The sequence below is a fragment of the Methyloversatilis sp. genome, assembly GCF_030698125.1.
GTDB lineage: Bacteria > Pseudomonadota > Gammaproteobacteria > Burkholderiales > Rhodocyclaceae > Methyloversatilis.
Map to the genome: position 1 here is coordinate 59,647 of NZ_JAUYNV010000056.1, position 23,116 is coordinate 82,762.

19 protein-coding genes are annotated in these 23,116 nt (G+C 63.3%); 17 read left to right on the forward strand and 2 right to left on the reverse strand.

Going from position 1 to position 23,116, the window contains the following annotated elements; translation table 11 throughout:
- The 3 genes from tatA (at position 1) to tatC (ending at position 1,522) form a co-directional block, all read left to right on the forward strand.
- Positions 1 to 228: a Sec-independent protein translocase subunit TatA gene (tatA, locus tag Q8Q80_RS18475; protein ID WP_305634322.1), complete on the forward strand. Its 228-nt coding sequence runs from the start codon at positions 1 to 3 to the stop codon at positions 226 to 228.
- Positions 229 to 309: 81 nt separating this feature from the next.
- The gene (tatB, locus tag Q8Q80_RS18480) at positions 310 to 765 is read left to right on the forward strand and encodes a Sec-independent protein translocase protein TatB (protein ID WP_305634323.1); all 456 of its coding nucleotides are present in this window, start codon (positions 310 to 312) and stop codon (positions 763 to 765) included.
- Positions 766 to 775: 10 nt separating this feature from the next.
- Positions 776 to 1,522 (forward strand): twin-arginine translocase subunit TatC, encoded by a 747-nt coding sequence (tatC, locus tag Q8Q80_RS18485; RefSeq protein WP_305634324.1) that lies wholly within the window; start codon positions 776 to 778, stop codon positions 1,520 to 1,522.
- On the opposite strand, the gene Q8Q80_RS18490 is transcribed toward tatC, so the two are convergent.
- Positions 1,523 to 2,725: a Do family serine endopeptidase gene (locus Q8Q80_RS18490; protein WP_305634325.1), complete on the reverse strand. Its 1,203-nt coding sequence runs from the start codon at positions 2,723 to 2,725 to the stop codon at positions 1,523 to 1,525.
- Positions 2,726 to 2,752: 27 nt separating this feature from the next.
- On the opposite strand from Q8Q80_RS18490, the gene Q8Q80_RS18495 reads away from it, so the two are divergent.
- Positions 2,753 to 3,499, forward strand: a complete 747-nt coding sequence (locus Q8Q80_RS18495; RefSeq protein ID WP_305634326.1) for a Nif3-like dinuclear metal center hexameric protein — start codon at positions 2,753 to 2,755, stop codon at positions 3,497 to 3,499.
- 15 nt (positions 3,500 to 3,514) lie between these two features.
- Here Q8Q80_RS18495 and Q8Q80_RS18500 read toward each other — a convergent pair whose 3' ends face one another.
- Positions 3,515 to 5,668: a FimV family protein gene (locus Q8Q80_RS18500; protein ID WP_305634327.1), complete on the reverse strand. Its 2,154-nt coding sequence runs from the start codon at positions 5,666 to 5,668 to the stop codon at positions 3,515 to 3,517.
- Positions 5,669 to 5,879: 211 nt separating this feature from the next.
- Here Q8Q80_RS18500 and Q8Q80_RS18505 point away from each other — a divergent pair, with 211 nt between their 5' ends.
- From Q8Q80_RS18505 to Q8Q80_RS18565, 13 genes are all read left to right on the forward strand, one after another.
- Entirely contained in the window at positions 5,880 to 6,578 is a 699-nt protein-coding gene (locus Q8Q80_RS18505) for a fumarylacetoacetate hydrolase family protein (RefSeq protein WP_305634328.1), read from the forward strand.
- A gap of 190 nt (positions 6,579 to 6,768) precedes the next feature.
- Complete coding sequence (gene sucC, locus Q8Q80_RS18510) at positions 6,769 to 7,935, forward strand: ADP-forming succinate--CoA ligase subunit beta (RefSeq protein ID WP_305634329.1); 1,167 nt, start codon at positions 6,769 to 6,771, stop codon at positions 7,933 to 7,935.
- A gap of 14 nt (positions 7,936 to 7,949) precedes the next feature.
- Entirely contained in the window at positions 7,950 to 8,843 is an 894-nt protein-coding gene (gene sucD, locus Q8Q80_RS18515) for a succinate--CoA ligase subunit alpha (protein ID WP_305612212.1), read from the forward strand.
- A gap of 127 nt (positions 8,844 to 8,970) precedes the next feature.
- Positions 8,971 to 9,714, forward strand: coding sequence for a TerC family protein (locus Q8Q80_RS18520; RefSeq protein ID WP_305634330.1), 744 nt, complete (start codon positions 8,971 to 8,973; stop codon positions 9,712 to 9,714).
- 6 nt (positions 9,715 to 9,720) lie between these two features.
- The gene (locus Q8Q80_RS18525) at positions 9,721 to 10,674 is read left to right on the forward strand and encodes an ornithine cyclodeaminase family protein (RefSeq protein ID WP_305634331.1); all 954 of its coding nucleotides are present in this window, start codon (positions 9,721 to 9,723) and stop codon (positions 10,672 to 10,674) included.
- A 214-nt stretch (positions 10,675 to 10,888) separates the two neighbouring features.
- Positions 10,889 to 13,501: a CHASE2 domain-containing serine/threonine-protein kinase gene (locus Q8Q80_RS18530; protein ID WP_305634332.1), complete on the forward strand. Its 2,613-nt coding sequence runs from the start codon at positions 10,889 to 10,891 to the stop codon at positions 13,499 to 13,501.
- Positions 13,502 to 13,614: 113 nt separating this feature from the next.
- Positions 13,615 to 14,388, forward strand: a complete 774-nt coding sequence (locus Q8Q80_RS18535; protein WP_305634345.1) for a Stp1/IreP family PP2C-type Ser/Thr phosphatase — start codon at positions 13,615 to 13,617, stop codon at positions 14,386 to 14,388.
- A gap of 12 nt (positions 14,389 to 14,400) precedes the next feature.
- Positions 14,401 to 15,192: an FHA domain-containing protein gene (locus Q8Q80_RS18540; RefSeq protein WP_305634333.1), complete on the forward strand. Its 792-nt coding sequence runs from the start codon at positions 14,401 to 14,403 to the stop codon at positions 15,190 to 15,192.
- 117 nt (positions 15,193 to 15,309) lie between these two features.
- Complete coding sequence (locus Q8Q80_RS18545; protein WP_305634334.1) at positions 15,310 to 17,547, forward strand: CHASE2 domain-containing protein; 2,238 nt, start codon at positions 15,310 to 15,312, stop codon at positions 17,545 to 17,547.
- 22 nt (positions 17,548 to 17,569) lie between these two features.
- Positions 17,570 to 18,337, forward strand: coding sequence for an MBL fold metallo-hydrolase (locus tag Q8Q80_RS18550; protein ID WP_305634335.1), 768 nt, complete (start codon positions 17,570 to 17,572; stop codon positions 18,335 to 18,337).
- Positions 18,338 to 18,406: 69 nt separating this feature from the next.
- Entirely contained in the window at positions 18,407 to 20,782 is a 2,376-nt protein-coding gene (locus tag Q8Q80_RS18555) for a GspE/PulE family protein (RefSeq protein WP_305634336.1), read from the forward strand.
- Positions 20,783 to 20,810: 28 nt separating this feature from the next.
- On the forward strand, positions 20,811 to 22,442 hold the full coding sequence (locus Q8Q80_RS18560; RefSeq protein ID WP_305634337.1) for an HD family phosphohydrolase: 1,632 nt from the start codon (positions 20,811 to 20,813) through the stop codon (positions 22,440 to 22,442).
- A 194-nt stretch (positions 22,443 to 22,636) separates the two neighbouring features.
- Positions 22,637 to 23,098, forward strand: coding sequence for a pilin (locus Q8Q80_RS18565; protein WP_305634338.1), 462 nt, complete (start codon positions 22,637 to 22,639; stop codon positions 23,096 to 23,098).
- Positions 23,099 to 23,116 lie beyond the last annotated feature (18 nt).

The following is a 23,116-nucleotide window of genomic DNA, read 5'->3' on the forward strand; positions in this document are numbered from 1 at the left end:
ATGGGTTCATTCAGCATTACGCACTGGCTTATCGTTCTGGTCATCGTGCTCCTCATCTTCGGCACGAAGAAACTGCGCAACATCGGCTCTGACCTCGGCGGTGCAGTCAAGGGCTTCAAGGACGGCGTGAAAGGTGGCGAGAACGATGCCGCCGGTACACCCGAGCAGCCGACCCAGCACGTGGGGCGCACCATCGACGTCAAGGCCGAAGAGAAGGTCAAATCCTGATCCTGGCGGCCCGCCGCCTGTCGGGCCGCGTCGTCACACGGCCACCGGGACGCAGTGCCCGGTGCCACATCCGTCCAGTCCATGTTTGACATCGGTTTTTCCGAATTCCTGATCATCGGCGTCGTTGCGCTGCTGGTGCTCGGCCCCGAGAGGCTGCCGCGCGCCGCGCGCACGGCCGGGCATCTGCTCGGTCGCCTCAAGCGTTACGTGAGCGATGTGAAATCGGATATTTCGCGCGAAATGCAGCTGGACGAACTGCGCAAGCTGCAAGCCCAGGTTGAACAGCAGGTCCGCGATGTCGAACGTCAGGTCGATGAAACCGCGGCCGGCGTCAATAACGAAGCGACCGGGCTGAGTGACCAGATGCGCGCTGCGATGGCCGAGCAGGACAAATACGCCGCTGTCGAAAACACCCTGATGGACCCGCCCCCGCCGGCCAACCCTGCCGTGCCGGCCGAAGATCCAGCATCCGGCCAGTTGTCGCTCGACATCCCGCCGCCGGGCGCGACCGAGCCGGCGAATCGCGAAAAGGCATGAGACGCCGGGCATGAACGAACAGACCGAAAGCTTCGTATCCCATCTGGTCGAATTGCGAGACCGGCTGCTGCGCGCCGTCATTGCGGTGGTCGTGGTGTTCGTGTGCCTGATGCCCTGGGCCGCGGACATCTACGACATCCTTGCTCATCCGCTGATGGTGGCGCTGCCCGAAGGCACCAAGATGATCGCCACCGGTGTGGTGACGCCGTTCTTCGTCCCGGTGAAGGTGACGCTGATGCTGGCTTTCCTGATCTCGCTGCCGGTGGTGCTCTACCAGGTCTGGGCCTTCATTGCGCCCGGCCTGTATGCACACGAAAAGCGACTCGGACTGCCGCTGATCATCGCCAGTACGCTGTTGTTCATCGTCGGGATGGCGTTTTGCTACTTCCTCGTTTTCGGTGTCGTATTCAGCTTCATCGCGGAATTCGCACCGAAAAGCATCACGCCGGCGCCGGATATCGAGCAATACCTGTCCTTCGTGCTGACCATGTTCACCGCCTTCGGCGTCACCTTCGAGGTACCGATCGTGGTCATCGTGCTGGTGCGATTCGGGCTGGTGACCATTGCGCAACTCAAGGAAGCCCGGCCCTACGTGATCGTCGGCGCCTTCGTCGTGGCGGCGATCGTCACGCCGCCGGATGTGGTGTCGCAGTTGCTGCTGGCGATCCCGCTGTGCCTGCTGTACGAGCTCGGCATCCTGTTCTCGCGCTTCATCAAGGCGTCACCCGAGCGCAGCAAGGCTGCGCAGGACGCCTGATCACTCGTCGCGGCGCGGTGCCTGCGCGGTGGCCGGGCGCTTGCCCACCGTGACCCCCAGGTCCTTCTCGCCGCCGCTGCGGTAGATCTTCAGCGTAGCCTGCTGACCGGGCACCAGAGCCGCGATCAGCTGCAACATGCCGGACGCGTCCTTCACCTTCCTGCCATCGACTTCCAGCAGCACATCGCCCGGGCGCACGCCGCCGCGATCGGCCGGGCTGCCACGCATCACGCCTGCGATCAGCGCGCCGCCAGCCGCCGGAACCTTGAAGCTTTCAGCCAGTTCGGGCGTCAGTTCCTGCACCTCCACACCGACCCAGCCACGCGTGACCGAGCCGTTGGCGACGATCTGTTCCATCACGCTGCGCGCTGTGCTGACCGGAATCGCGAAGCCGATGCCCAGCGAGCCGCCGCTGCGCGAGTAGATCGCAGTGTTGATGCCGACCAGATTGCCGTCGGCATCGACCAGTGCGCCGCCCGAATTGCCCGGGTTGATCGCGGCGTCGGTCTGGATGAAGTTCTCGAAGGTGTTGATGCCCAACTGCGAGCGGCCGAGCGCCGACACGATGCCCATCGTGACGGTCTGCCCGACGTCGAACGGGTTGCCGATGGCCAGCACCACGTCACCGATGCGCAGGCCGTCGGTTGCACCGAAACTGGCCGCCGGCAATTTCGTCGGCGCCTTGACCTGCAGCACAGCCAGATCGGATTCCGGGTCGCTGCCGATCAGCGTTGCCGGATACTTGCCGCCGTCGTTCAGCGATACCTCGATTTCGTCGGCTGCCTCGACCACATGGTTGTTGGTCAGCACCACGCCATCTTCGCTGACGATGACGCCGGAACCGAGTCCCATCTGGCGCTGCGGCTGATTGCCAAGCCGGTCGCCGAAGAAATGCCGGAACACCGGATCATTCATCAGCGGGTGCTGCGGGGTCTTCACCGCCTTGGTCGTAAACACGTGGACCACCGAAGGCAGCGCCTTCTGCGCCGCGTCGGCGTAGGTTACGACCCTGGCGGCTTCGACACGCGCGGGTGGCATCGCCACATCCGGCAACAAGGCCGCCTGAGCCGCAGATACCGCTGCGTTGCCGCCAGTCTGGCCATTGCGTGCCGGCAACCAGTCGGGGCGCAGCGTCGCAATGACGAAAAGCACGGCCAGCGCGGCCGTGACCGATTGAGCAAAGACAAGCCACAGACGCTGCATAATCAGGAAATGAAAACCGGGGGGGAAATGGACACGACGCAGCTGCAAAGATATCTCGACGAACTGCTGGATGCCGCGCGCTTCAAGGATTATTGCCCAAACGGACTGCAAGTGGAAGGCGCGTCAGAGGTGTCGAAAATCGTCTGCGGTGTCAGTGCCAGCCTGGCCCTGATCGAAGCTGCGATCGAGCGCGGCGCGCAGGCCCTGCTGGTGCACCACGGCTGGTTCTGGCGCGGTGAGGATGGCCGGGTGACCGGCACCCGACGCGCCCGGATGGCGCGCGTGCTGGCACATGACATCAACCTGTTTGCCTATCACCTGCCGCTGGATGCACATCCCGAACTGGGCAACAACGCTCGCCTCGGCAGTCTGCTCGATTTCCGGCCGACCGGCACGACCGGAGAGCAGGGTCTGATATGGCTGGGCGAACCTGAACAGCCGGCCACGGCTGCCGCGTTGTGCATGCGTACCGGGAGCGTGCTGGGCCGAACGCCCCTGCTGGTCGGCGACGCGCAGCGCGTGGTGCGACGCGTCGCCTGGTGCACCGGTGCCGCGCAGGGATATTTCGAGCAGGCCATCGATGCCGGCGTCGATCTGTTCATATCCGGAGAAATTTCCGAGCCGACCGCCCATCTTGCGCGTGAGTCAGGGGTGCCCTACATCGCCGCCGGTCATCATGCGACCGAGCGCTATGGCGTCAAGGCGCTGGGCGCACACCTGGCCGAACGGTTCGGGCTGACGGTCGAATTCGTCGATATCGACAACCCGGCTTGATCCGGGTGCGCTGCCTTACAGCAGTGCCAGCCGGGAGGTATGGGTTTCGGTGATCGACGGGTTGGCGATCAGCCATTCGAGCATGGCCTTCAACAGCAGGATGTCGTCGATCACACCGAGCGGGAAGCCGATGCGAGCACCGGCACGGTTGTCCCGCAGCAACTCCGTCAGGTAGTCCAGACAATCCTGGTTCGGCCAGCTGGCATTGATGCGCGCCATGATGTGGCCGAACTGCTCGACCGATTCCGACGTCGTGGGGCCGCTGAAATGCTCCCAGTCCGGCACCTTGGCATTGAATGCGCGATTCAGCTTGGGCGCCAGATCGTCGTATTCGCCGCGCCGGCCGCTTGAGTAATAAAGATCGAGCAACTTGAGCCACGGAATGATCGATTCCTTCGGGTAGTCGCGCAGGAATTCGGACAGCGTCTGCGCCGCGCCCTCGGCACGACCGAAGGACATCATGATTTCGGCCAGTTCGAGCACATGCTCGGAGGACGGCGGTGCTTCCTCATTGGCGGGTCGGGCGGTCTGGTCGAAACTCAGGGCAGCAGGTGTGGTGCCTGTACTGCTGATCAGCCGCGGCCCGGGCGGCGCAGGGCTGGTTCCGGTTGCGCCAAGGCTGCTCGCCGAACCGGTGAAGCTGTCGAACTCGAGGTCGAGCCGGATCGGCGTATCCGCTTCGTTTCCGTCGATCTGGCCCAGTTCGAAATCAACGGCCGGCGCATCGTCGGCAGTCCTGGCGTCGCCGACCGGGTGCTGCTGCGCAATATGCAGGTCCTGGATGTTCTCGGCGGGCGCTTCGCCGGGAAAGTGCCCGAATGACGCAGTGTCGCGCGCGCCGACCGCCGGCCCGACCGGATATTCGGGGGCCGGTTGCCGGGGCAGCGTCCGCGCCGTCGTATCCACATCGTCGTGTGCGGCCTGCGTGTCCACGACAAGCGGCGGCAGCGTCTGGCTCATCATCATGCGGGTGACGGCCTCTTCGGCATGGCGGCTGCGCAAGGCTGCTGTAGCCGCCAGCTTGCGGGCACGTCGGCGCCATATCCAGGCGCCGCCCAGTACCGAACCGGCAGCCAGCGCACCGAGTGCTGCGACCAACCAGTTCACGCTGCTCGCCTCGGGGGCATCCGGCACGGCATCGGGTGGCAGCTTGTTGATGACGCGCACCGGTTCGTTGGTCAGCCCGGCGGGCGGTGCGACAACCCTGTCCGGGATTGACGGTGCCTCCACCGTGGTCGATTCGATCGCCGGGCTGTCGTCGGCAGGCGCCTGCTGTGTCACGGCATCCGGTTCGACCGCGGATGCCGCCGGCGCTGCGGGTGTGACGTCCGGCCGGGCGGTGACGGGAGTGGCGGCTTGCTCCCGCGGCAAGGCGGCGTCCATCGACGCTTCGGTGCGACCGAGCTGCTTCTGCAGTTCGGCCATGCGCGCCTCGAGCTGCTTGACCTTGTCGGCGATGGCGAGATGGGTCGCGATCTGTTCATCGAGCGCGGCGAGCAGCCGCTGCTCCGTGCGCAGCACCTCGCGCTGGGCTTCACTGGCTTCAGCGCGACGCGACAGCCCGCCCGACATTTTCAGTCCGTTCCCGGCATCGGCATTCGGCGCCACCCACAGGCGGTCGACAGTCGCGGCTTCCTTCTGGCGCCGCGGCTTGCGTTCCGGCCTTGGCTTTGGCTGCGCAGGCCGGTCGTCGGCCACGGATGCAGCCCGCGCGTCGATCGGGGCGGTTGCCGCAGTGCGGCGCGCCGGGACCACTGCGGGTGCAGTCGGCGCGGGCGCCACGGTGTCCTCGACCTGCAGGGCGCCGGACGGCTGCATCAGGACGGCGTACTCGCGTGCCAGTTCAAAACCGCAACTGACGCGCACCCCGACCATCAGGATGGGGTCGTTGATGGCCTGCGTGCTGCTGATGAAAACGGTACGTCCCTGCGTGCGGATGCGCGCACTCGACAGCCACGGCAGATCGTCCGCCGCTGCCGTGGCCGGAGCGTCGATCGAAAAGCAGGCGCTGGCCGGAACGGCTTCACCTTGACCGAGCACGGTAATTTCTGCCCGGAACGGTTCACCGATGACCGATTTGGTCCTGATCGCGCCCAGCCCGAGTGCAAGCGCATCCTGTGCGTGCAGACCTGCGGCGAGCAACGCGGCTGCCAGAAGGGTCGGACGCAAGTAATGAAGCGTGCGTGGATGGAGCGGACGTCGAGGGGTCACAAGGATCTCCGAAGCTGCATTCGCCTGAAAGTATTGGTCGTTGTCAGTTCTTTCGGCCGCGCGAGGGGAAACTTTACTTTAATGGCGCAACCCGGCGGGAGCCGCGCCGTGCCAAGCGATGCCGCTACAGGCAAACTTGTGTGTCACGACAACCCTGCAGGTGCCTGCCATGCCGATGCTGCTGTTTACGTTGCCTCAACCGACGCTTCCCGTACAAGGCGAAGAGGTCCTTTTTCCGGTGCGTCGCATTTACTGCGTCGGCCGGAATTACGCCGAGCACGCGAGAGAAATGGGGCATGACCCGGCCCTCGAAGCGCCGTTTTTCTTTTCCAAGCCGGCCGATGCACTGGTGAACGCACCCGCTGCGGTGGCCTATCCGCCCGCGACAACTGACCTGCAGCATGAAGTGGAGCTCGTGGTGGCGCTGCACGGGGGCGGCCGTTCGCTGGATCCTGCTCGGGCGCGCGCATGCATTTTCGGCTACGGCGTCGGGCTGGACCTGACCCGGCGTGATCTGCAGCGTGCGGCACGCGACAAGGGGCAGCCATGGGATATGGGCAAGGGCTTCGATCAGAGTGCACCGGTGTCGCAACTGGTGCCGGCCACTGTGTGCGGGCATCCGCGCGCCGGGCAGATCGAACTGTCGGTGAATGGGCAGATGCGTCAGCGGGGCGATCTGGCCGACATGATCCTCGATGTGGACACGCTGCTGGTCAGGCTGTCGCAGCTGGTCGAACTGCGCGCTGGCGATCTGCTGTTCACCGGCACGCCGGCGGGTGTTGCCGCACTGCAACCCGGTGACCGCGTCAGTGCGCGCGTGGAAGGTGTTGCCGAATTGAAGGTCGATATTGCGCCGCCGCAAAATTGATCGGCGATTTGCCGTCCGGAGCTTTCAGTGCAGCTTATGAGCTGTATAATTATGGATTATACGAGGTGGTGCGCACGCCGCCCCGTTGGATGGTGCGCCAACCGGCGTCCCGTGCCTGAAGGAGCTGCCCGGTGGAACGCGCCGGGCAGGCATTCCAGCAACAGTGCGGACAACAAGGCGAGGAATACGCATGAAGATCCATGAGTATCAGGCGAAAGAGGTATTGCGCCGTTTCGGTGTAGTGACCCCGCGGGGCGTGCCCTGCTTCGAAGCGGATCAGGCAGTGGCAGCAGCCGAGTCGCTGGGTGGCAAGGTGTGGGTGGTGAAGGCGCAGATCCACGCTGGCGGCCGCGGCAAGGGCGGCGGCGTCAAGGTGGCCAAGTCACTCGACGAAGTGCGTGAATTCGCCAACCAGATCATGGGTATGCAGCTGGTGACCCATCAGACCGGCCCGGCCGGACAGAAGGTCCGCCGCCTGCTGATCGAGGAAGGCGCCGACATCCGGAAGGAATACTACGTTGCCGCGCTGACCGACCGCGCCACGCAGAAGGTGGCGCTGATGGCGTCCAGCGAAGGCGGCATGGACATCGAGGAAGTCGCCCACAACACGCCGGAAAAGATCATCAAGGTGTTCGTCGATCCGCTGATCGGTCTGACCGATGCGCAGGCCAAGGTACTGGCCGACGGCATCGGCGTCCCGGCAGCATCGCAGGCGCAGGCGATCGACACCTTCAGGAAGCTCTACACCTGCTACATGGAAACCGATGCCTCGCTGGCGGAAATCAATCCGCTGATTCTCGAAGGCAACGGCAATATCAAGGCGCTGGACGCCAAGTTCAATTTCGATTCGAACGCACTCTACCGTCACGAAGACATCGTGGCCTTCCGCGATCTGGACGAAGAAGATCCGGCGGAAATCGAGGCGTCGAAGTTCGATCTGTCCTATGTGTCGCTGGACGGCAACATCGGCTGCCTGGTCAATGGCGCCGGTCTGGCCATGGCCACGATGGACGTGATCAAGCTGTACGGCGCCGAACCGGCCAACTTCCTCGACGTCGGCGGTGGTGCCACGACCGAGAAGGTGACCGAGGCGTTCAAGATCATGCTGCGCAACCCCAATGTGCGCGGCATCCTGGTCAATATCTTCGGCGGCATCATGCGTTGCGACACCATTGCGACCGGCGTGGTCGCCGCTGCACGCGAAGTGCACCTGACGGTGCCGCTGGTGGTGCGCATGAAGGGCACCAATGAAGACCTGGGCAAGCAGATCCTGAAGGATTCGGGTCTGCCCATCATTTCGGCCGACAGCATGGCGGATGCGGCACAGAAGATCGTGGCCGCCGTGGCCGGACACTGAGGGGAACACAACACATGTCGATTCTGATCAACAAGGACACGAAGGTCATCACCCAGGGCATCACCGGGAAGACTGGCCAGTTCCACACCCGCATGTGCCGCGACTACGCGAACGGCAAGAACTGCTTCGTCGCCGGCGTCAATCCGAAAAAGGCCGGCGAGGACTTCGAAGGCATCCCCATCCACGCCACGGTCGCTGACGCGAAAGCTGCCACCGGCGCGACGGTGTCGGTCATCTACGTGCCGCCCCCGGGCGCAGCGGCGGCGATCTGGGAAGCGGTCGAAGCGGACCTCGATCTGGTCATCTGCATCACCGAAGGCATTCCGGTGCGCGACATGCTGATGGTGCGCAACCGGATGAAGGCCAAGGAAGCCGCCGGCGGCAAGCGCACGCGACTGCTCGGCCCGAACTGCCCCGGCCTGATCACGCCGGACGAAATCAAGATCGGCATCATGCCGGGCCACATCCACAAGAAGGGCCGCATCGGCGTGGTCAGCCGCTCCGGCACGCTGACCTACGAAGCGGTCGGTCAGCTGAGCGAGATCGGCCTCGGCCAGTCGAGCGCAGTCGGCATCGGTGGTGACCCGATCAACGGTCTGAAGCACATCGAAGTGATGCAGCTGTTCAACGACGATCCGGATACCGACGCGGTCATCATGATCGGTGAAATCGGCGGTCCGGACGAGGCGGAAGCGGCCGAGTGGTGCAAGGCCAACATGAAGAAGCCCATCGTCGGTTTCATCGCCGGCGTCACCGCACCGGCCGGCAAACGCATGGGTCACGCCGGCGCGCTGATTTCCGGTGGTGCCGACACGGCTGATGCCAAGCTGGAAATCATGGAGGCGTGCGGTTTCACCGTGACGCGCAATCCGTCGGAAATGGCCAGGCTGCTCAAAGACCTGCTCTGATTCCGGCGCACTGACCGCCAGACGTGACGAAGAAGGCCACCGCTTCGGCGGTGGCTTTTTCATTTGTGCTCGTCATGCGGCCGCACCGGTAGAATCCGCGCTTCCGCAATTCGAATGCACCACCATCATGGATTTCAGTTCTCCCGAGTTCTGGCTCGCTGTCGGTCAGATCATCATGATCGACATCCTGCTCGGTGGCGACAACGCGGTCGTGATCGCGCTGGCCTGCCGCAAGCTGCCGCCCGCGCAGCGTCGTCTGGGCATCATGTGGGGTACCGCCGGCGCCGTGGTGTTGCGCGTCGTGCTCATCATGTTTGCGCTGACGCTGCTCAAGCTCCCTTTCCTGAAGCTGATCGGCGCGCTCTTGCTGCTGTGGATCGGCATCAAGCTGCTGATGGCCGATGACGAGGACGACCACGCCAACATCAACTCCAGCGACAAGCTGTGGGCAGCAGTGAAAACCGTCATCGTGGCCGACTTCGTGATGAGCCTCGACAACGTGATTGCGATTGCCGGCGCGGCTGAAGGCGCCGGTGCCGACCACCAGTTCGCACTGGTCGTGTTCGGGCTGGTCGTGTCGATTCCCATCATCGTCTGGGGCAGCCAGATCGTGCTCGGCCTCATGAGCCGATACCCCATCATCATCACGTTCGGTGCAATGCTGCTTGGCTGGATCGCCGGCACCATGGCGGTCGGCGATCCGGTGATCACGCCTTATCTGCCGCTGATCGAGCCCTCGTCATCGACGGCGGCGCCGGAAGCGATTGCCGTGGTGCGCTACGGTGCAGGCATCGCCGGCGCGATTTTCGTGCTGGCGCTCGGCAAATTCCTCGGCGCGCGCAACAAGCCGGTCGACTACCCGATCCAGTAACCGACCATGGCGCTCTACCTCACCGAAAGCGACGTCCGTCAGGTGCTGACCCTGCAGGACGCGCTGTCGGCGGTGGAAGACGCGCACCGCTGGCACGCCACCGGCGACGCCATCGATACGCCGCGCGCACGCAGCCGCACGCCGGCATCGGCGCTGCACATCCTGCACGGTGCCGTGCTGCCGCTCGGCGTGATCGGCTACAAGAGCTACACGACCAGCCGCGAGGCGGCGCGCTTCTGGGTCCATCTGTTCGACGCCGCAACCGGCCGCGCGCTTGCGGTGCTGGAAGCCGACTACCTCGGCATGATGCGCACCGGCGCAACCGGCGGTGTGGCGGCCCGACTGCTGTCGAATCCGGCGTCGAAGCTGGCGGGCGTTTTCGGCGCTGGCTGGCAGGCGCAGAGCCAGATCGCAGCGCTGTGTGCGGTACGCGACGTGGACGAGATTCAGGTGGTCGCCCGCAAGCGCGACAAACTCGAAGCCTTCTGCGCCGAGCAGTCGGCACGGCTCGGCCGTACGGTTCGTCCCGCTGCCAGTGCCGAGGAAATGGTGAAATCGGCGGACATCGTGGTAACCATCACCACCGCCAGCGAACCGCTGTTCGACGGGCGCTGGCTCAAGCCCGGCGCGCATGTGACCGCCGCCGGCTCCAACGCGCTGATCCGTCGGGAAATCGACGAAACCGTCATCCGCCGCGCTGCCGTGATCGCGGTCGATGCGCGCGCGACGGCGTTGCGCGAATCCGGTGACCTGCTGCCGGCGCTCGAAAAAGGGCGGCTGGCCGAGTACGGGATGGTCGAACTGGGCGAATTGCTCAACGGCATGCGGCCAGGGCGCCAGTCGGATGACCAGATCACATTGTTCGAGTCGCAGGGCATGGCGATCCAGGACCTCGCGCTGGCAACGCGCGTGCTCGAGAAGGCCCGGAATGCCGGCCTGGGGCGCGAACTGCCGTACTGATGCCCCGCGCAACATGACGATTTGAATGCGCTCAGCGTGATATTCCACCGCGCAGGCTGAAGCCCCGTTTGACGGAGTTGAGGCTGAACTGCAAGAATATGTGACAGATGACTGTTTTCTCGCGAGACTTGGTTTGGCGGGGAAATCAGGCAGGTCACACAACAACGAGCAGGTCACCGGCCTCCAGCAATCAGGGAGCCATAATTTTTCGGGGGTGAGCGTGGCCAAAGCCGCTGTATGGAAGACGGATTGGTTCCTGGGCGTCATCATCAGCCTGCTGTTCCTTTTCTCCACCCAGACCGACCTGATCCAGAGCCTCGAGCGCAAGGCGTACGACGTCGGTGTTGCGGCGACCGACCGTAGCCCCAGCCCGCGCATTGCGATCATCGCGATCGACCAGCAGAGCATCGACAACATCGGCCGCTGGCCATGGCCGCGTGATGTGCATGCCCGCATGATCGACAAGCTGGCAGAGGCGCAGGCCAAGGTGGTCGGAACGACGATCTTCTTCGCCGAGCCGCAGCTCGATCCGGGCCTTGTCTATATCAACCGGTTGCTTGCACTGGAGCAGCAGGCCCGTGACCAGATCGAAATAGCGGCGGCTGTCGAACCGCCTGCGGAAGGCGACGTGTTCGTTGAACCACCCGCGCCGGCCGTCAATCCGCTGGAGGCGTTCGGCGCTACCCTGCGCGAGGCCGAAGCGGCACTGAACACTGATCGGCAGTTGGCCGACAGCATGAAGAAGGCGGGCAATGTCGCGCTGCCGATGCTGTTCCTCGACGGCGAACCGCAAGGTCGCCCCGACAAGCCGCTGCCGGAGTTCGTACGCGCCACTGCGTTGACGAATGTGAATGGTACCGAGCCGCTGCCGCCGCTGACGCTGGATGTGTCGGCCGGCGTCATCGAACAGCTGGGTACGGTCGCCGCAGCGGTCGGCCACCTGAATCCGTCGATCGATCGCGACGGCGGCCTGCGGCTGCACCCTCTGGTGATGACCCATTTCGACCAGCTCTATCCGTCGCTGCCGCTGCTGATTGCGGCAAGAAGCCTGAATCTCGGCGTCGCTGACATCAAGGTCACGCTGGGCGAGTCGGTGTCGCTGGCCCGTCTCAACGTGGCCACCGACCCGAGTCTGGGCATGTACAGCTTTTACTACCGCGGCGAAGGCGGCAAGCCGGCGTTTCCGGTCGATTCCTTCTTCGACGTCATGAGCGGCAAGATTCCGCTCGACAAGTACCGCGACCGCATCGTGCTGATCGGCCAGACCGCGCCGGGCATCGGCAATTTCTACGCCACCCCGGTGTCGCCGGCCATGTCGTCTGTCGAGGTGATGGCGCACGGCCTGTCCAGCATCCTGCAGGAACACTTCTTCGTGTCGCCACCGTGGTCGGTGGCGGCCGAGTTCGGCGTGTTCCTGCTGGTGGCGCTCTACCTGATCGTGCTGCTGCCGCGCTTGAAGGCGGGTCTGGGCGCCGGTGTCACCGCCGCGATCTTCGTTGCACTGCTGGTGACCCATTTCGTGCTGATGACGAACCAGTTGATCTGGCTGCAGTTGATGCTGCCCGCCGCACTGCTGCTGGTTGGTCACCTGTTGCTCACCACGAAGCGCTTCCTGGTGACCGAGCGCGGAAAGGTGAAGTCCGACGAACAGTCGGCCGAGTCGAACCGCATGCTGGCGCTGGCCTTCCAGGGACAGGGGCAGCTCGACATGGCGTGGGACAAGTTCCGCCAGGTTCCGCTGTCCGACGCGGTGATGGAAAACCTCTACAACCTGGCGCTCGACTTCGAACGCAAGCGCCAGTTCAACAAGGCGGAAAGCGTGTTCCGCCACATGGCGGAATTCAATCCGAAGTTCCGCGATCTGGAAACACGGGTGAAGCGCGCCAAGGCGATGTCGGAAACCGTCATGCTCGGCGGCGGCAGCGGTGGCCGGACGAATACCAGCATCCTCGAGGACGGCACGGTCGAAAAGCCCATGCTCGGGCGCTACCAGGTCGAGAAGGAACTGGGCAAGGGCGCCATGGGCGTCGTCTATCTCGGGCGCGATCCGAAGATCAACCGTGTCGTGGCGATCAAGACGATGGCCCTGTCGCAGGAATTCGACGAGGAAGAGCTGGCCGACGTGAAGGAACGCTTCTTCCGCGAAGCCGAAACCGCCGGGCGCCTGAATCATCCGAACATCGTCACCATCTTCGATGCCGGTGAAGAGCACGACCTCGCCTACATCGCGATGGAGTTCCTGAAGGGGCGCGATCTGGTGCCGCAGACCAAGCCGGGCCAGCTGCTGCCGCTGCCGAAAGTGATGGACGTCGTGGCTCGCGTCGCCGAAGCGCTTGCCTACGCACACGGCAACAATGTCGTGCATCGTGACGTGAAGCCGGCAAACATCATGTTCGAGCCGGAATCGGACCAGGTGAAGGTGACTGACTTCGGTATCGCGCGCATCACTGATTCGTCACGCACCAAGACCGGCATGGTGCTCGGAACGCCGTCCTACATGTCTCCGGAACAGCTGGCGGGCAAGAAGATCGATGGCCGCTCTGACCTGTTTTCGCTCGGTGTCATGTTGTTCCAGATGGTGTGCGGCAAGTTGCCCTTCGCCGGGGATTCCATGGCGCAGTTGATGTTCCGCATTGCGAACGAAGCACATCCGGACATCCGTGACATCCGTCCTGACGTTCCGGATTGCCTGTCGGCCATCATCGACCGCGCGCTCGCCAAGGACGTCGAGGCGCGTTATCAGTCGGGCGGAGACATGGCGGCCGACCTGCGTACCTGCGCCGGCAACCTGACACAATCCATCACCCAAGTTGATTTCGATATCTGACATGACACAGTCCGCATGCCCACACCACCTGCTGTCCCCGGAGGGGATGTGTCCGTGTATCCGCTCGCCCGGGCAGTACTGACATGATCCGGGATCTCGGTCAGGCGCTGCAGATGGTCAGTCGCACCCATTCCGGCATGGTGCGCACCCACAACGAAGACGCGGTGTTTACGCAGCCCGGTGTCGGCCTCGCGATACTGGCCGACGGCATGGGCGGCTACAACGCCGGCGAAGTGGCGAGCGGCATGGCCACAGCGGTCATCGGTTCGGAGCTTGCGCAAGGTCTGCAGGAAGCGAAACACGGCGTGTCGCAACTGCTGGAAGCGGTCATCGGCCACGCCAACAGCTCGATCTATCAGGCCGCCGAGAGCCAGCCGCAGTATTCGGGCATGGGTACGACGCTGGTCATGGCTGTATTCCGCGACAATCACATATCCGTTGCGCATATCGGCGATTCGCGCATGTACCGGCTGCGCGACGGCGCTTTCGAGTGCGTCACGCGTGATCACTCGCTGTTGCAGGAGCAAATCGACAGCGGCATGATTACGGAAGAAGACGCTCGCCGTTCCCAGAACAAGAACCTCGTGACGCGCGCGCTGGGTGTCGATCCGGAGGTCGAGCCCGAAATACACACCTACGAAGTGGTTCCCGGAGACGTATATCTGTTCTGTTCCGACGGACTGAACGACATGGTCGAGAACGACGACATCGCGCTCACGCTTCAGGCGTTGTCCGCCAACCTCGATCTGGCAGCCGAACAACTGGTACAGATGGCGAACGACAACGGCGGACGCGACAATGTGTCGGTGATACTGGTCAGGGTGCTGCAGGCCTTTCCTGCCACCGAACGCGGCTTGCTTGCGCGCCTGCTCGCATGGTTGAAGTAAAGGGACTGGAAAATGGCAAAACTGATACTGAGCATGGATGGACTGGTCCTCAAGGAGTTGCCGCTCGCCAAGGAGCGCACCACGATTGGGCGCAAACCGCACAACGACATCCAGATCGACAATCTTGCGATCAGCGGCGAGCACGCGGTCATCGTCACCATCCTCAACGATTCCTTCCTTGAGGACATGAACAGCACGAACGGCACCTATGTGAACGGGCAGCCGATCAAGAAGCACTTCCTGCAGAACAACGACGTGGTCGAGCTCGGCAAGTACCGGCTCAAGTACATCAACGAAACGCCGACTGTCGCGCAGTCGCCTGACTTCGAAAAAACCATGGTGTTGCGCCCGGACATGATGCGCAAGGCGCCGGCCGATGCACCGCCCGCACCGGCACCAGTGCGCACCCAGACCGATACGCAGACCGGTTTCCGTCCTGGTCAGTCGATGCCGGCCGGTTCGTCGCTCGGCGGCTCGGGTCTGCCCCCGCCTCCGCCCCCGCTGGCACCCCCGCCGCCGCCTCCGGCCGCAAGCGCCAACCAGGTCGGCGCGATCCAGATCCTGAACGGTGCCAATGCAGGACGCGAACTTGAATTGACGAAGACCTTGACCACGCTCGGCAAACCGGGGCTGCAGGTCGCCGTCATCACACGCCGCCCTCAGGGTTACTTCATCACCCATGTCGAAGGCGCCAACATGCCGGTCGTCAACGGTCGCCAGCTCGATGCCCAGGCGCATCCGCTGGAGGATCACGACGTGATCGAGATCGCCGGTGTGAAGATGGAGTTCTTCATCAAGCGCTGACGACCCCCGGCCCGAGCCTGTCATGCTGCCGCGTCCGGTGCCTGCCGTCCGCCGCCTTTCAGGGCATGTGCCGGATGAGGCGCTGCCTGCATCGGGGTGTGCTGCCGGGCGTATGCAATGAACCAGAACGCGCTGCGCTACGGCATCGGTCTGCTGTTCCTGCTGATCCTGCTCGGCCATGCCGCCCGCCTGTACCAGATACCGGTGCTGGGCAACCTTGATCACATCGCCTACGACACCAAGCTGTCGCTGACGATGCCGGGGAGTATCGATGACCGGGTGGTCATTCTCGACATCGATGAAAAGTCGCTGACCGAAGTCGGGCGCTGGCCATGGGGGCGGGAACGGCTCGCAGTGCTGATGGACTTGCTGTTCGACCGCTACGGCGTCAGCCTGCTTGGCGTCGACGTTGTGTTCGCCGAACCGGACACCAGTTCGGGCCTGCCGGCGCTGGAAGGCCTCGCGCAAGGCGTGCTGGCCGACAACGCCGATTTCCGCGCATCGCTCGACACGCTGAGGCCGCAGCTCGACTACGACCAGCGGTTTGCGGCCTCTCTCAAGAACCGGCCCGTCCTGCTGGGCTACTACTTCGGCAACCGCGAAGACGGTCTGAACAGCGGCGCGCTGCCGGAGCCGGTGTTGCCGGCCGGCACCTTTCGCGGCCGCAACATCGCGTTTGCGACCTTCAACAGCTTTGGTGCCAATCTTCCGCGCTTCCAGCAGGAGGCGCTCGGCGCCGGCCATTTCAATCCGCTGCCCGATTTCGACGGTCTGAACCGGCGCGTGCCCATGCTGGTGGAACACAAGGGCGCTTATTACGAATCGCTGTCGCTTGCCATTGTCCGCACGTTGCTCGGCAGTCCGAAGCTGGCACCGGGATACGCCGAAAGCGGCTTTTTCTCTTCGGCCAGCCGGGACTACGCCGGACTCGAATGGCTGGAACTGCCGACCAGCAAGGGCACATTGCGCGTGCCGGTCGATGAAAACGTTGCTGCGCTCATTCCCTATCGCGGCCTGCAAGGCAGTTTTGCGTACCACTCGCTGGCGGATGTACTCGCCGGTCGCACGCCGGTCGATGCGTTGAAAGGCCGGATTGCGCTGCTCGGTACCACCGCGCCCGGGCTGCTCGACCTGCGTGCCACGCCGGTCGGCAGCACCTATCCCGGGGTGGAAATCCACGCCAACCTGATCGCCGGCATGCTGGACGGCGACATCAAGCATCGCCCGCAATACGTCACCGGTTTCGATGTGGTCGTGCTGCTTGTGATCGGCGGCCTGCTGATCTGGTCGCTGCCTCGGCTGTCGCCACAGTACGCAACGCTGCTGGCCGGCGGCGCGCTGCTCGCGCTGGTCGGCATGAACTTCGCCTTCTGGCAGTTTGCCGACTTCGTTCTGCCGCTGGCGGCATCGGTGTTGCTCGTCGTCGGGCTATATGCGCTTAACATGTCGTACGGCTACTTCTTCGAGTCACGGTCGAAGCGGCAATTCACCCGCATGTTCGGGCAGTACGTGCCGCCCGAACTGGTGGAGGAAATGAGCCGCAACCCGGAGCACTACAGCATGGAAGGCCGGAATGCCGAGCTGACCGTACTGTTTTCGGACATCCGGGGCTTCACCAGCATTTCGGAAGGCCTCGAACCGAAACAATTGACACAGCTCATGAACGATTACCTGGGCGCAATGACTGCGGTGATTCAGGATCAGCGTGGGACGCTCGACAAGTACATCGGCGACGCCATCATGGCGTTCTGGGGCGCGCCGGTAGATGACCCCGAACATGCCCGGCACGCCGTGGCGGCAGCCTTGCGCATGCACGCCGCGCTGGCTGAGCTGAACCGTTCGCTGACGGCGCGTGGCTGGCCGGAACTGAAGATAGGCGTGGGTTTGAACACCGGCCCGATGACGGTCGGAGACATGGGGTCGCCAGTACGCAAAGCCTATACTGTCATGGGCGATGCGGTGAATCTGGCGTCCCGCCTGGAGGGGCTCACGAAGCAGTACGGCGTGGGCATACTGGTTGGCGAAGCGACGCGACGTGCGGTCAAGGATGTCGTATTTCGCGAGATCGACCGGGTGCGGGTGAAGGGCAAGGACGAGCCGGTGTCGATTTTCGAACCGCTCGCCTTCGAAAGCGAATTCGACCGCAGTCGGGTCGAGGAACTGAAACTGTGGAATCTCGCGTTGCGACAGTTCCGCGGTCAGGAGTGGGATCAGGCCGAACTGACCTTGTTCAACCTGCAGCGCATTGCGCCGGACTGCGGGCTGTACCGGCTGTACGCCGAACAGATTGCCGATTACCGCCGTCACCCGCCCGGCAAGGACTGGGACGGCGTGCGGACATTTGAAACGAAGTAGTGTCTTGCTGGATAAGGAACTGATGAGGATACGGGTGCTCGGTTGCAGTGGCGGTATTGGTGGTGCAAATCTGCGCACCACCTCGCTGCTCGTGGACAGCGACATCCTGATTGACGCCGGTACCGGCGTCGGCGACCTGTCGATCGCCGAGCTGTCGCGCATAGACCATGTGTTCGTCACGCACAGCCATCTCGATCACATCGCCTGTCTGCCGCTGATGGTCGACACGGTAGGCGAGCTGCGCGACACGCCGCTGACCGTGTGGACGACCGGTCCGACGCTGGAAGTGTTGCGACGCCACATCTTCAACTGGTCGATCTGGCCCGATTTCACCGAAATTCCGTCTGCCGAGAAGCCCTTCATGCGCTTTCGCGAACTGCGCGTCGGCGACGAGATCGAGCTGGGTGGACGCGCCATCCGGGTGCTGCCTGCGCAACACACCGTTCCGGCCGTCGGTTATGCCGTGCGTTCGGCGGGCGGCACGCTGGCGTTCTCCGGCGACACCACGGTGTGCGACGAATTCTGGTCGGCCGTCAATGCGCTGCCCGACCTGCGCTACCTCATCATCGAAACCGCGTTCCCTGACCGTGACCGCCAGCTGGCGGTGATGTCGCGCCATCTGTGCCCGGACATGCTGGCGGGCGAGCTCCAGAAACTCGAACATCCTGCCGAAATCTACATCACGCATCTGAAACCGAGCCAGATGATCATGACCATGCGCGAGATCGCCGAAACATTGGGCGCACTGCAACCGCGCATGTTGCGCAACAATCATGTTTTCGACTTCTGACCGGCTGTCAGCACATCTGCGCGGCGCCGTCGCGCGGGGTGCGCCGGCCAGCGGAAACGAGGTGATCGAATGAGTGCAGTGATGCCGCCGGCGAGTGATCTGGGCGCCATGAGCGATGTATCGAGCCGGCTGGCCTTCTTCAAGAATCTTCAGGGCGTCACGACGAAGATTCACGCCACCACGAACATCGACGAAATCATGCTGGAGCTGTCGCAGGAGATTTCTGCGCTGTTCAACGCCGATCGTCTGACCATCTACGTGCTGGGCGACGACAAGTCCACCATCGTGTCCAAGGTCAAGACCGGTCTCAATTCGTTCAAGGACCTGCGGTTGCCGCTGACCGAACAGTCGGTGGCCGGTTTCGTCGGCATGAGCCGTAACCTGCTGAATCTGCGGGACGTGTACGACGAAGAAGAGCTGAAGTCGCACTCGCCCAGCCTGCGGTTTCTCGATGGCGTCGACAAGAAGACCGGCTACCGCACCAAGCAGATGCTGGTCGCACCCATCCTCGATCCGGAAAAGAAGGATCTGCTGGGTGTCGTCCAGCTGATCAACAACAAGTCCGGCCAGCCCTTCTCGGCACTTGCCGAAGAGGGCTTGCTCAGTATGGCGCACACGCTGGCGGTTGCTTTCCAGCAGCGCAACCGGGTCACCCACGTCGTGAAGTCGAAATACGACTATCTCGTGGTCGATGGCGTCATGTCGCCGCAGGAGTTCGATCTGGCGTCGCGTGCCGCGCGGCGCAAGGGCGTCGATGTCGAGGACGTGCTGGCGCGCGACTTCCAGGTCAAGCAGCAGGCGATCGGTGCGTCGCTGTCCAAATTCTTCGGCGTCGCCTATGAACACTTCCGGCCCGAGCGCATCAAGCCGTTCGACCTGATCAAGAATCTCAAGCGCGAGTATCTCGAAGAACAGCAGTGGGTGCCGGTGGAAGAGGGCAAGGACGGCATCGTCGTGATGGCGCTCGACCCGGAAAAGGTCAAGGGCGCGCGCGTCGTCAACAACATCTTCCCGAAGTCCAAACTGCTGTTCCGCGTCACCACGACGAAGGAATTCGTGCAGACGCTCGACCAGTTCTACGGTTCGACGATGGACGAAACCAGCGTCGGCGACCTGCTGTCGGACATGCTGGGCGAGGACGAATCCGCGCAGGACGCCGGCAATGACGACGTCAGCGCCGCCGCCGACAACGAACTGGTGCGGCTGGTGAACAAGATCATCATCGACGCCTACCAGCAGGGCGCCTCCGACATCCACATCGAACCGCGGCCCGGCAAGGACAAAACCCTGGTGCGCTTTCGCAAGGACGGCACGCTGCACCCCTACATCGAGGTGCCTGCCAGCTACCGGAGTGCGCTGGTCACCCGTCTGAAGATCATGTGCGACCTCGATATTTCCGAGCGCCGCAAGCCGCAGGACGGCAAGATCAAGTTCCGCAAGTTCGGCCCGCTCGACATCGAATTGCGGGTGGCGACCATCCCTTCAGCTGGCGGCGTCGAAGATGTCGTGATGCGTATCCTCGCTGCCGGCGAGCCGATCCCGATGGACAAGCTGGGCGTGCTGCCGGCCAACCTCAGCCGGCTGAAGGACGCGGTCAGCAAGCCCTACGGCCTCTTTTTCGTCTGCGGCCCGACCGGCTCCGGCAAGACCACCACGCTGCATTCCATACTCGGCTACATCAACACACCGGAAACCAAGATCTGGACCGCCGAGGACCCGGTCGAAATCACGCAGAAAGGTTTGCGCCAGGTACAGATCAACAAAAAGGCCGGGCTGGACTTTCCGGCCATCATGCGCGCCTTCCTGCGGGCCGACCCGGACGTGATCATGGTCGGTGAAATGCGCGACAAGGAAACGGTGGCGATCGGCATCGAAGCTTCGCTCACCGGCCACCTGGTTTTCTCGACGCTGCACACCAACAGCGCGCCGGAATCCATCGTGCGTCTGCTCGACATGGGCATGGACCCTTTCAACTTTGCCGACGCATTGCTCGGCGTGCTGGCTCAACGCCTCGCCAAGCGGCTGTGTCCGGTGTGCAAGGAAGCCTGGCATCCGAGCGACGACGAAATGAAGCACTTCCTGCAGGAGTACTGCGAGGAAATGCGCAATACGCCGGATTTCGTGGTCGATGCCGAAGGTGCGATGGCGCGCATCTTCAATGAATGGAAAAAGGCGTATGCCGACGACAAGGGCCGCTTCACGCTCTACCGTGCCAAAGGGTGTCCGGAGTGCGGTGAAACCGGCTACCGCGGGCGGCTCGGCCTGCACGAGTTGATGATCGGTACCGACGCAATCAAGAAGAACATCCAGGAGCGTGAGCGCGTGGCCACCATGCTGGCGACTGCGCTGCAGGAAGGCATGCGCACGCTGAAGATGGACGGCATGGAAAAGGTGCTGTCGGGCGCGACGGACATGAAGCAGGTTCGCGCGGTCTGCATCAAGTAGGCCGCGGGCGCTGACCGGAACGCACGCCATGGATACCCTCGACGATCTGCTGCGGCGCCTGGAACAGCTCAACGAGATCGGCAGCGCGCTGTCGAACGAGCGCAACATCGATGCGCTGCTCGAAAAGATCCTGCTGGCGGCCAAAACCATCACCCATGCCGACGGCGGTACGCTGTACCGCATCGACGACGCGGGCGAGCACCTGCGCTTCGAAATCCTGCGTACCGACTCGCTGGGTATTGCGATGGGCGGCAGCACCGGCAAGCCGATAGCCTTTCCGCCGCTGCCGCTGCATCTCGACGACGGCTCGCCCAATCTGTCCATGGTGGCGGCCTACAGCGCGCTGAAGGGACAGACGGTCAACATCGCCGATGCCTACCGCGCCGAAGGTTTCGACTTTTCCGGCACGCGCGCCTTCGACGCACGCACCGGCTACCGTTCGACCAGCTTCCTGACCGTGCCGATGATGAACCACGAGGGTGCGGTGATCGGCGTGCTGCAGCTGATCAACGCCGTGCATCCGGTCACCGGCGCCGTCGGGATCTTTTCCGGCTCGGATCGCCAGCTGGCCGAATCACTGGCCTCGCAGGCCGCCATCGCGCTGACCAACCGCCAGCTGGTGAGCCAGCTCGAAGCGCTGTTCGAATCCTTCATCACGCTGATCAACAACGCGATCGACGAAAAGTCGCCGTACACCGGCGGCCACTGCCAGCGCGTGCCGACGCTCACGATGATGCTGGCCGAGGCGGTGAATGACACGCAGGATGGCCCGCTCGCCGGCTTCACGATGACCGAGGCCGATCGTTACGAACTGAAGATCGCCGGTCTGCTGCACGATTGCGGCAAGGTCACGACGCCGGTGCACGTGGTCGACAAGGCCACCAAGCTGCAGACCATTTTCGACCGCATCGAACTGATCGACACCCGCTTCGAACTGATCCGGCGCGACATCGAACTGGCCACCCTCAACAGCCGTTTCGCTGCCGGCCTCAATGCCTCACCCGCCGTTCTGGCCCAGATCGAGCGTCATGGTGCCGACCGGCTGCGCGACATCGACGAAGACCGCGCCTTCCTTCACCACGCCAACATCGGTTCCGAACGCATGAGCGATGCCGACGTCGAGCGCGTGCATGCCATCGCCCGCCGCTGGCACTGGACCGATTCACAGGGCACGGAACGGTCCTGCCTGAGCGAGGAAGAAGTCGAAAACCTGACCATACGCGCCGGCACGCTCACCGGCGCCGAGCGGGAAATCATCAACTACCACATCGTATCGACGATACGCATGCTCGAAGCACTGCCCTGGCCGCGCCACCTGACCAATGTGCCGGAATACGCCGGCGGTCACCACGAGCGCATGGACGGCAAGGGCTATCCGCGCGGGCTCGCGCGCGACCAGATGAGCGTGCAGGCGCGCGTGATGGGCATCGCCGACATCTTCGAGGCGCTGACCGCGAAAGACCGGCCGTACAAGCGCCCGATGCGGCTGTCGGAAGCCCTGCACATCCTCGGCAAGTTCCGTCTGAACGGCCACATCGACTCCGATCTGTTCGACGTGTTCGTGCGCCGCGAGGTGTATCTCAAGTACGCCGAAACCTTCCTCGACCCGGAACAGATCGACGACGTCGACCTGTCGGCCATCCCCGGCTTCCAGCCCTGAACGGACAATTTGCGTCACATGCTGCCTGTGCGCGTCAGCACGCAGGCATCTGTTTCGGACTGTATCAGCACAAGCGGAAATAAAAAATACTGTAAATCAAGCGTTTGTAAAAAATCGCTAAAGCTGGCACCCGCCTTGCTCGATATCACCCTGAGCGCACAGGCGCCCGTTCCGTTCAATTCCAGGAGAGTGATATGAAAAAGGTTCAACAAGGCTTTACGCTGATCGAACTGATGATCGTGGTGGCCATCATCGGCATTCTGGCCGCGATCGCGATTCCGCAGTATCAGGACTACACGGTACGGGCGAAGATCAGCAGCGTCCTGGCTTCGGTCGGTGCAGTCAAGACGGCAGTGGGTATATGCATTCAGGAACAGGGCGGCGACGCCACAAACTGTAACGGCGGAAGTAACAACATCCCGAGTACTCTTTCGACTAATGAAATCAAGAGCATAGCAGTAGCGGCAGGTGTAATCACGATTACCCTGAAGTCCGGGATCGGCAAGGACATTCCGGACGATTCGACAATTATTCTGACGCCTACAGCTGCCGCGAATTCGGCCAGTGTGACGTGGGCTTACACGAAAACGGGCTTGACGAATGCGGTTGCTATTACAGCAATCGAGAAGACCTATTCGTCAGGCGGCGGCAGCTAACCGCTACAGCTTCAACCA

Bases quoted from the DNA above. Each gene is read 5' to 3' on its own strand.
- tatA (WP_305634322.1), top strand. From the start codon at position 1: ATGGGTTCATTCAGCATTACGCACTGGCTTATCGTTCTGGTCATCGTG.
- tatB (WP_305634323.1), top strand. From the start codon at position 310: ATGTTTGACATCGGTTTTTCCGAATTCCTGATCATCGGCGTCGTTGCG.
- tatC (WP_305634324.1), top strand. From the start codon at position 776: ATGAACGAACAGACCGAAAGCTTCGTATCCCATCTGGTCGAATTGCGA.
- Q8Q80_RS18490 (WP_305634325.1), bottom strand. From the start codon at position 2,725: ATGCAGCGTCTGTGGCTTGTCTTTGCTCAATCGGTCACGGCCGCGCTG.
- Q8Q80_RS18495 (WP_305634326.1), top strand. From the start codon at position 2,753: ATGGACACGACGCAGCTGCAAAGATATCTCGACGAACTGCTGGATGCC.
- Q8Q80_RS18505 (WP_305634328.1), top strand. From the start codon at position 5,880: ATGCCGATGCTGCTGTTTACGTTGCCTCAACCGACGCTTCCCGTACAA.
- sucC (WP_305634329.1), top strand. From the start codon at position 6,769: ATGAAGATCCATGAGTATCAGGCGAAAGAGGTATTGCGCCGTTTCGGT.
- sucD (WP_305612212.1), top strand. From the start codon at position 7,950: ATGTCGATTCTGATCAACAAGGACACGAAGGTCATCACCCAGGGCATC.
- Q8Q80_RS18520 (WP_305634330.1), top strand. From the start codon at position 8,971: ATGGATTTCAGTTCTCCCGAGTTCTGGCTCGCTGTCGGTCAGATCATC.
- Q8Q80_RS18525 (WP_305634331.1), top strand. From the start codon at position 9,721: ATGGCGCTCTACCTCACCGAAAGCGACGTCCGTCAGGTGCTGACCCTG.
- Q8Q80_RS18535 (WP_305634345.1), top strand. From the start codon at position 13,615: ATGGTCAGTCGCACCCATTCCGGCATGGTGCGCACCCACAACGAAGAC.
- Q8Q80_RS18540 (WP_305634333.1), top strand. From the start codon at position 14,401: ATGGCAAAACTGATACTGAGCATGGATGGACTGGTCCTCAAGGAGTTG.
- Q8Q80_RS18545 (WP_305634334.1), top strand. From the start codon at position 15,310: ATGAACCAGAACGCGCTGCGCTACGGCATCGGTCTGCTGTTCCTGCTG.
- Q8Q80_RS18550 (WP_305634335.1), top strand. From the start codon at position 17,570: ATGAGGATACGGGTGCTCGGTTGCAGTGGCGGTATTGGTGGTGCAAAT.
- Q8Q80_RS18555 (WP_305634336.1), top strand. From the start codon at position 18,407: ATGAGTGCAGTGATGCCGCCGGCGAGTGATCTGGGCGCCATGAGCGAT.
- Q8Q80_RS18560 (WP_305634337.1), top strand. From the start codon at position 20,811: ATGGATACCCTCGACGATCTGCTGCGGCGCCTGGAACAGCTCAACGAG.
- Q8Q80_RS18565 (WP_305634338.1), top strand. From the start codon at position 22,637: ATGAAAAAGGTTCAACAAGGCTTTACGCTGATCGAACTGATGATCGTG.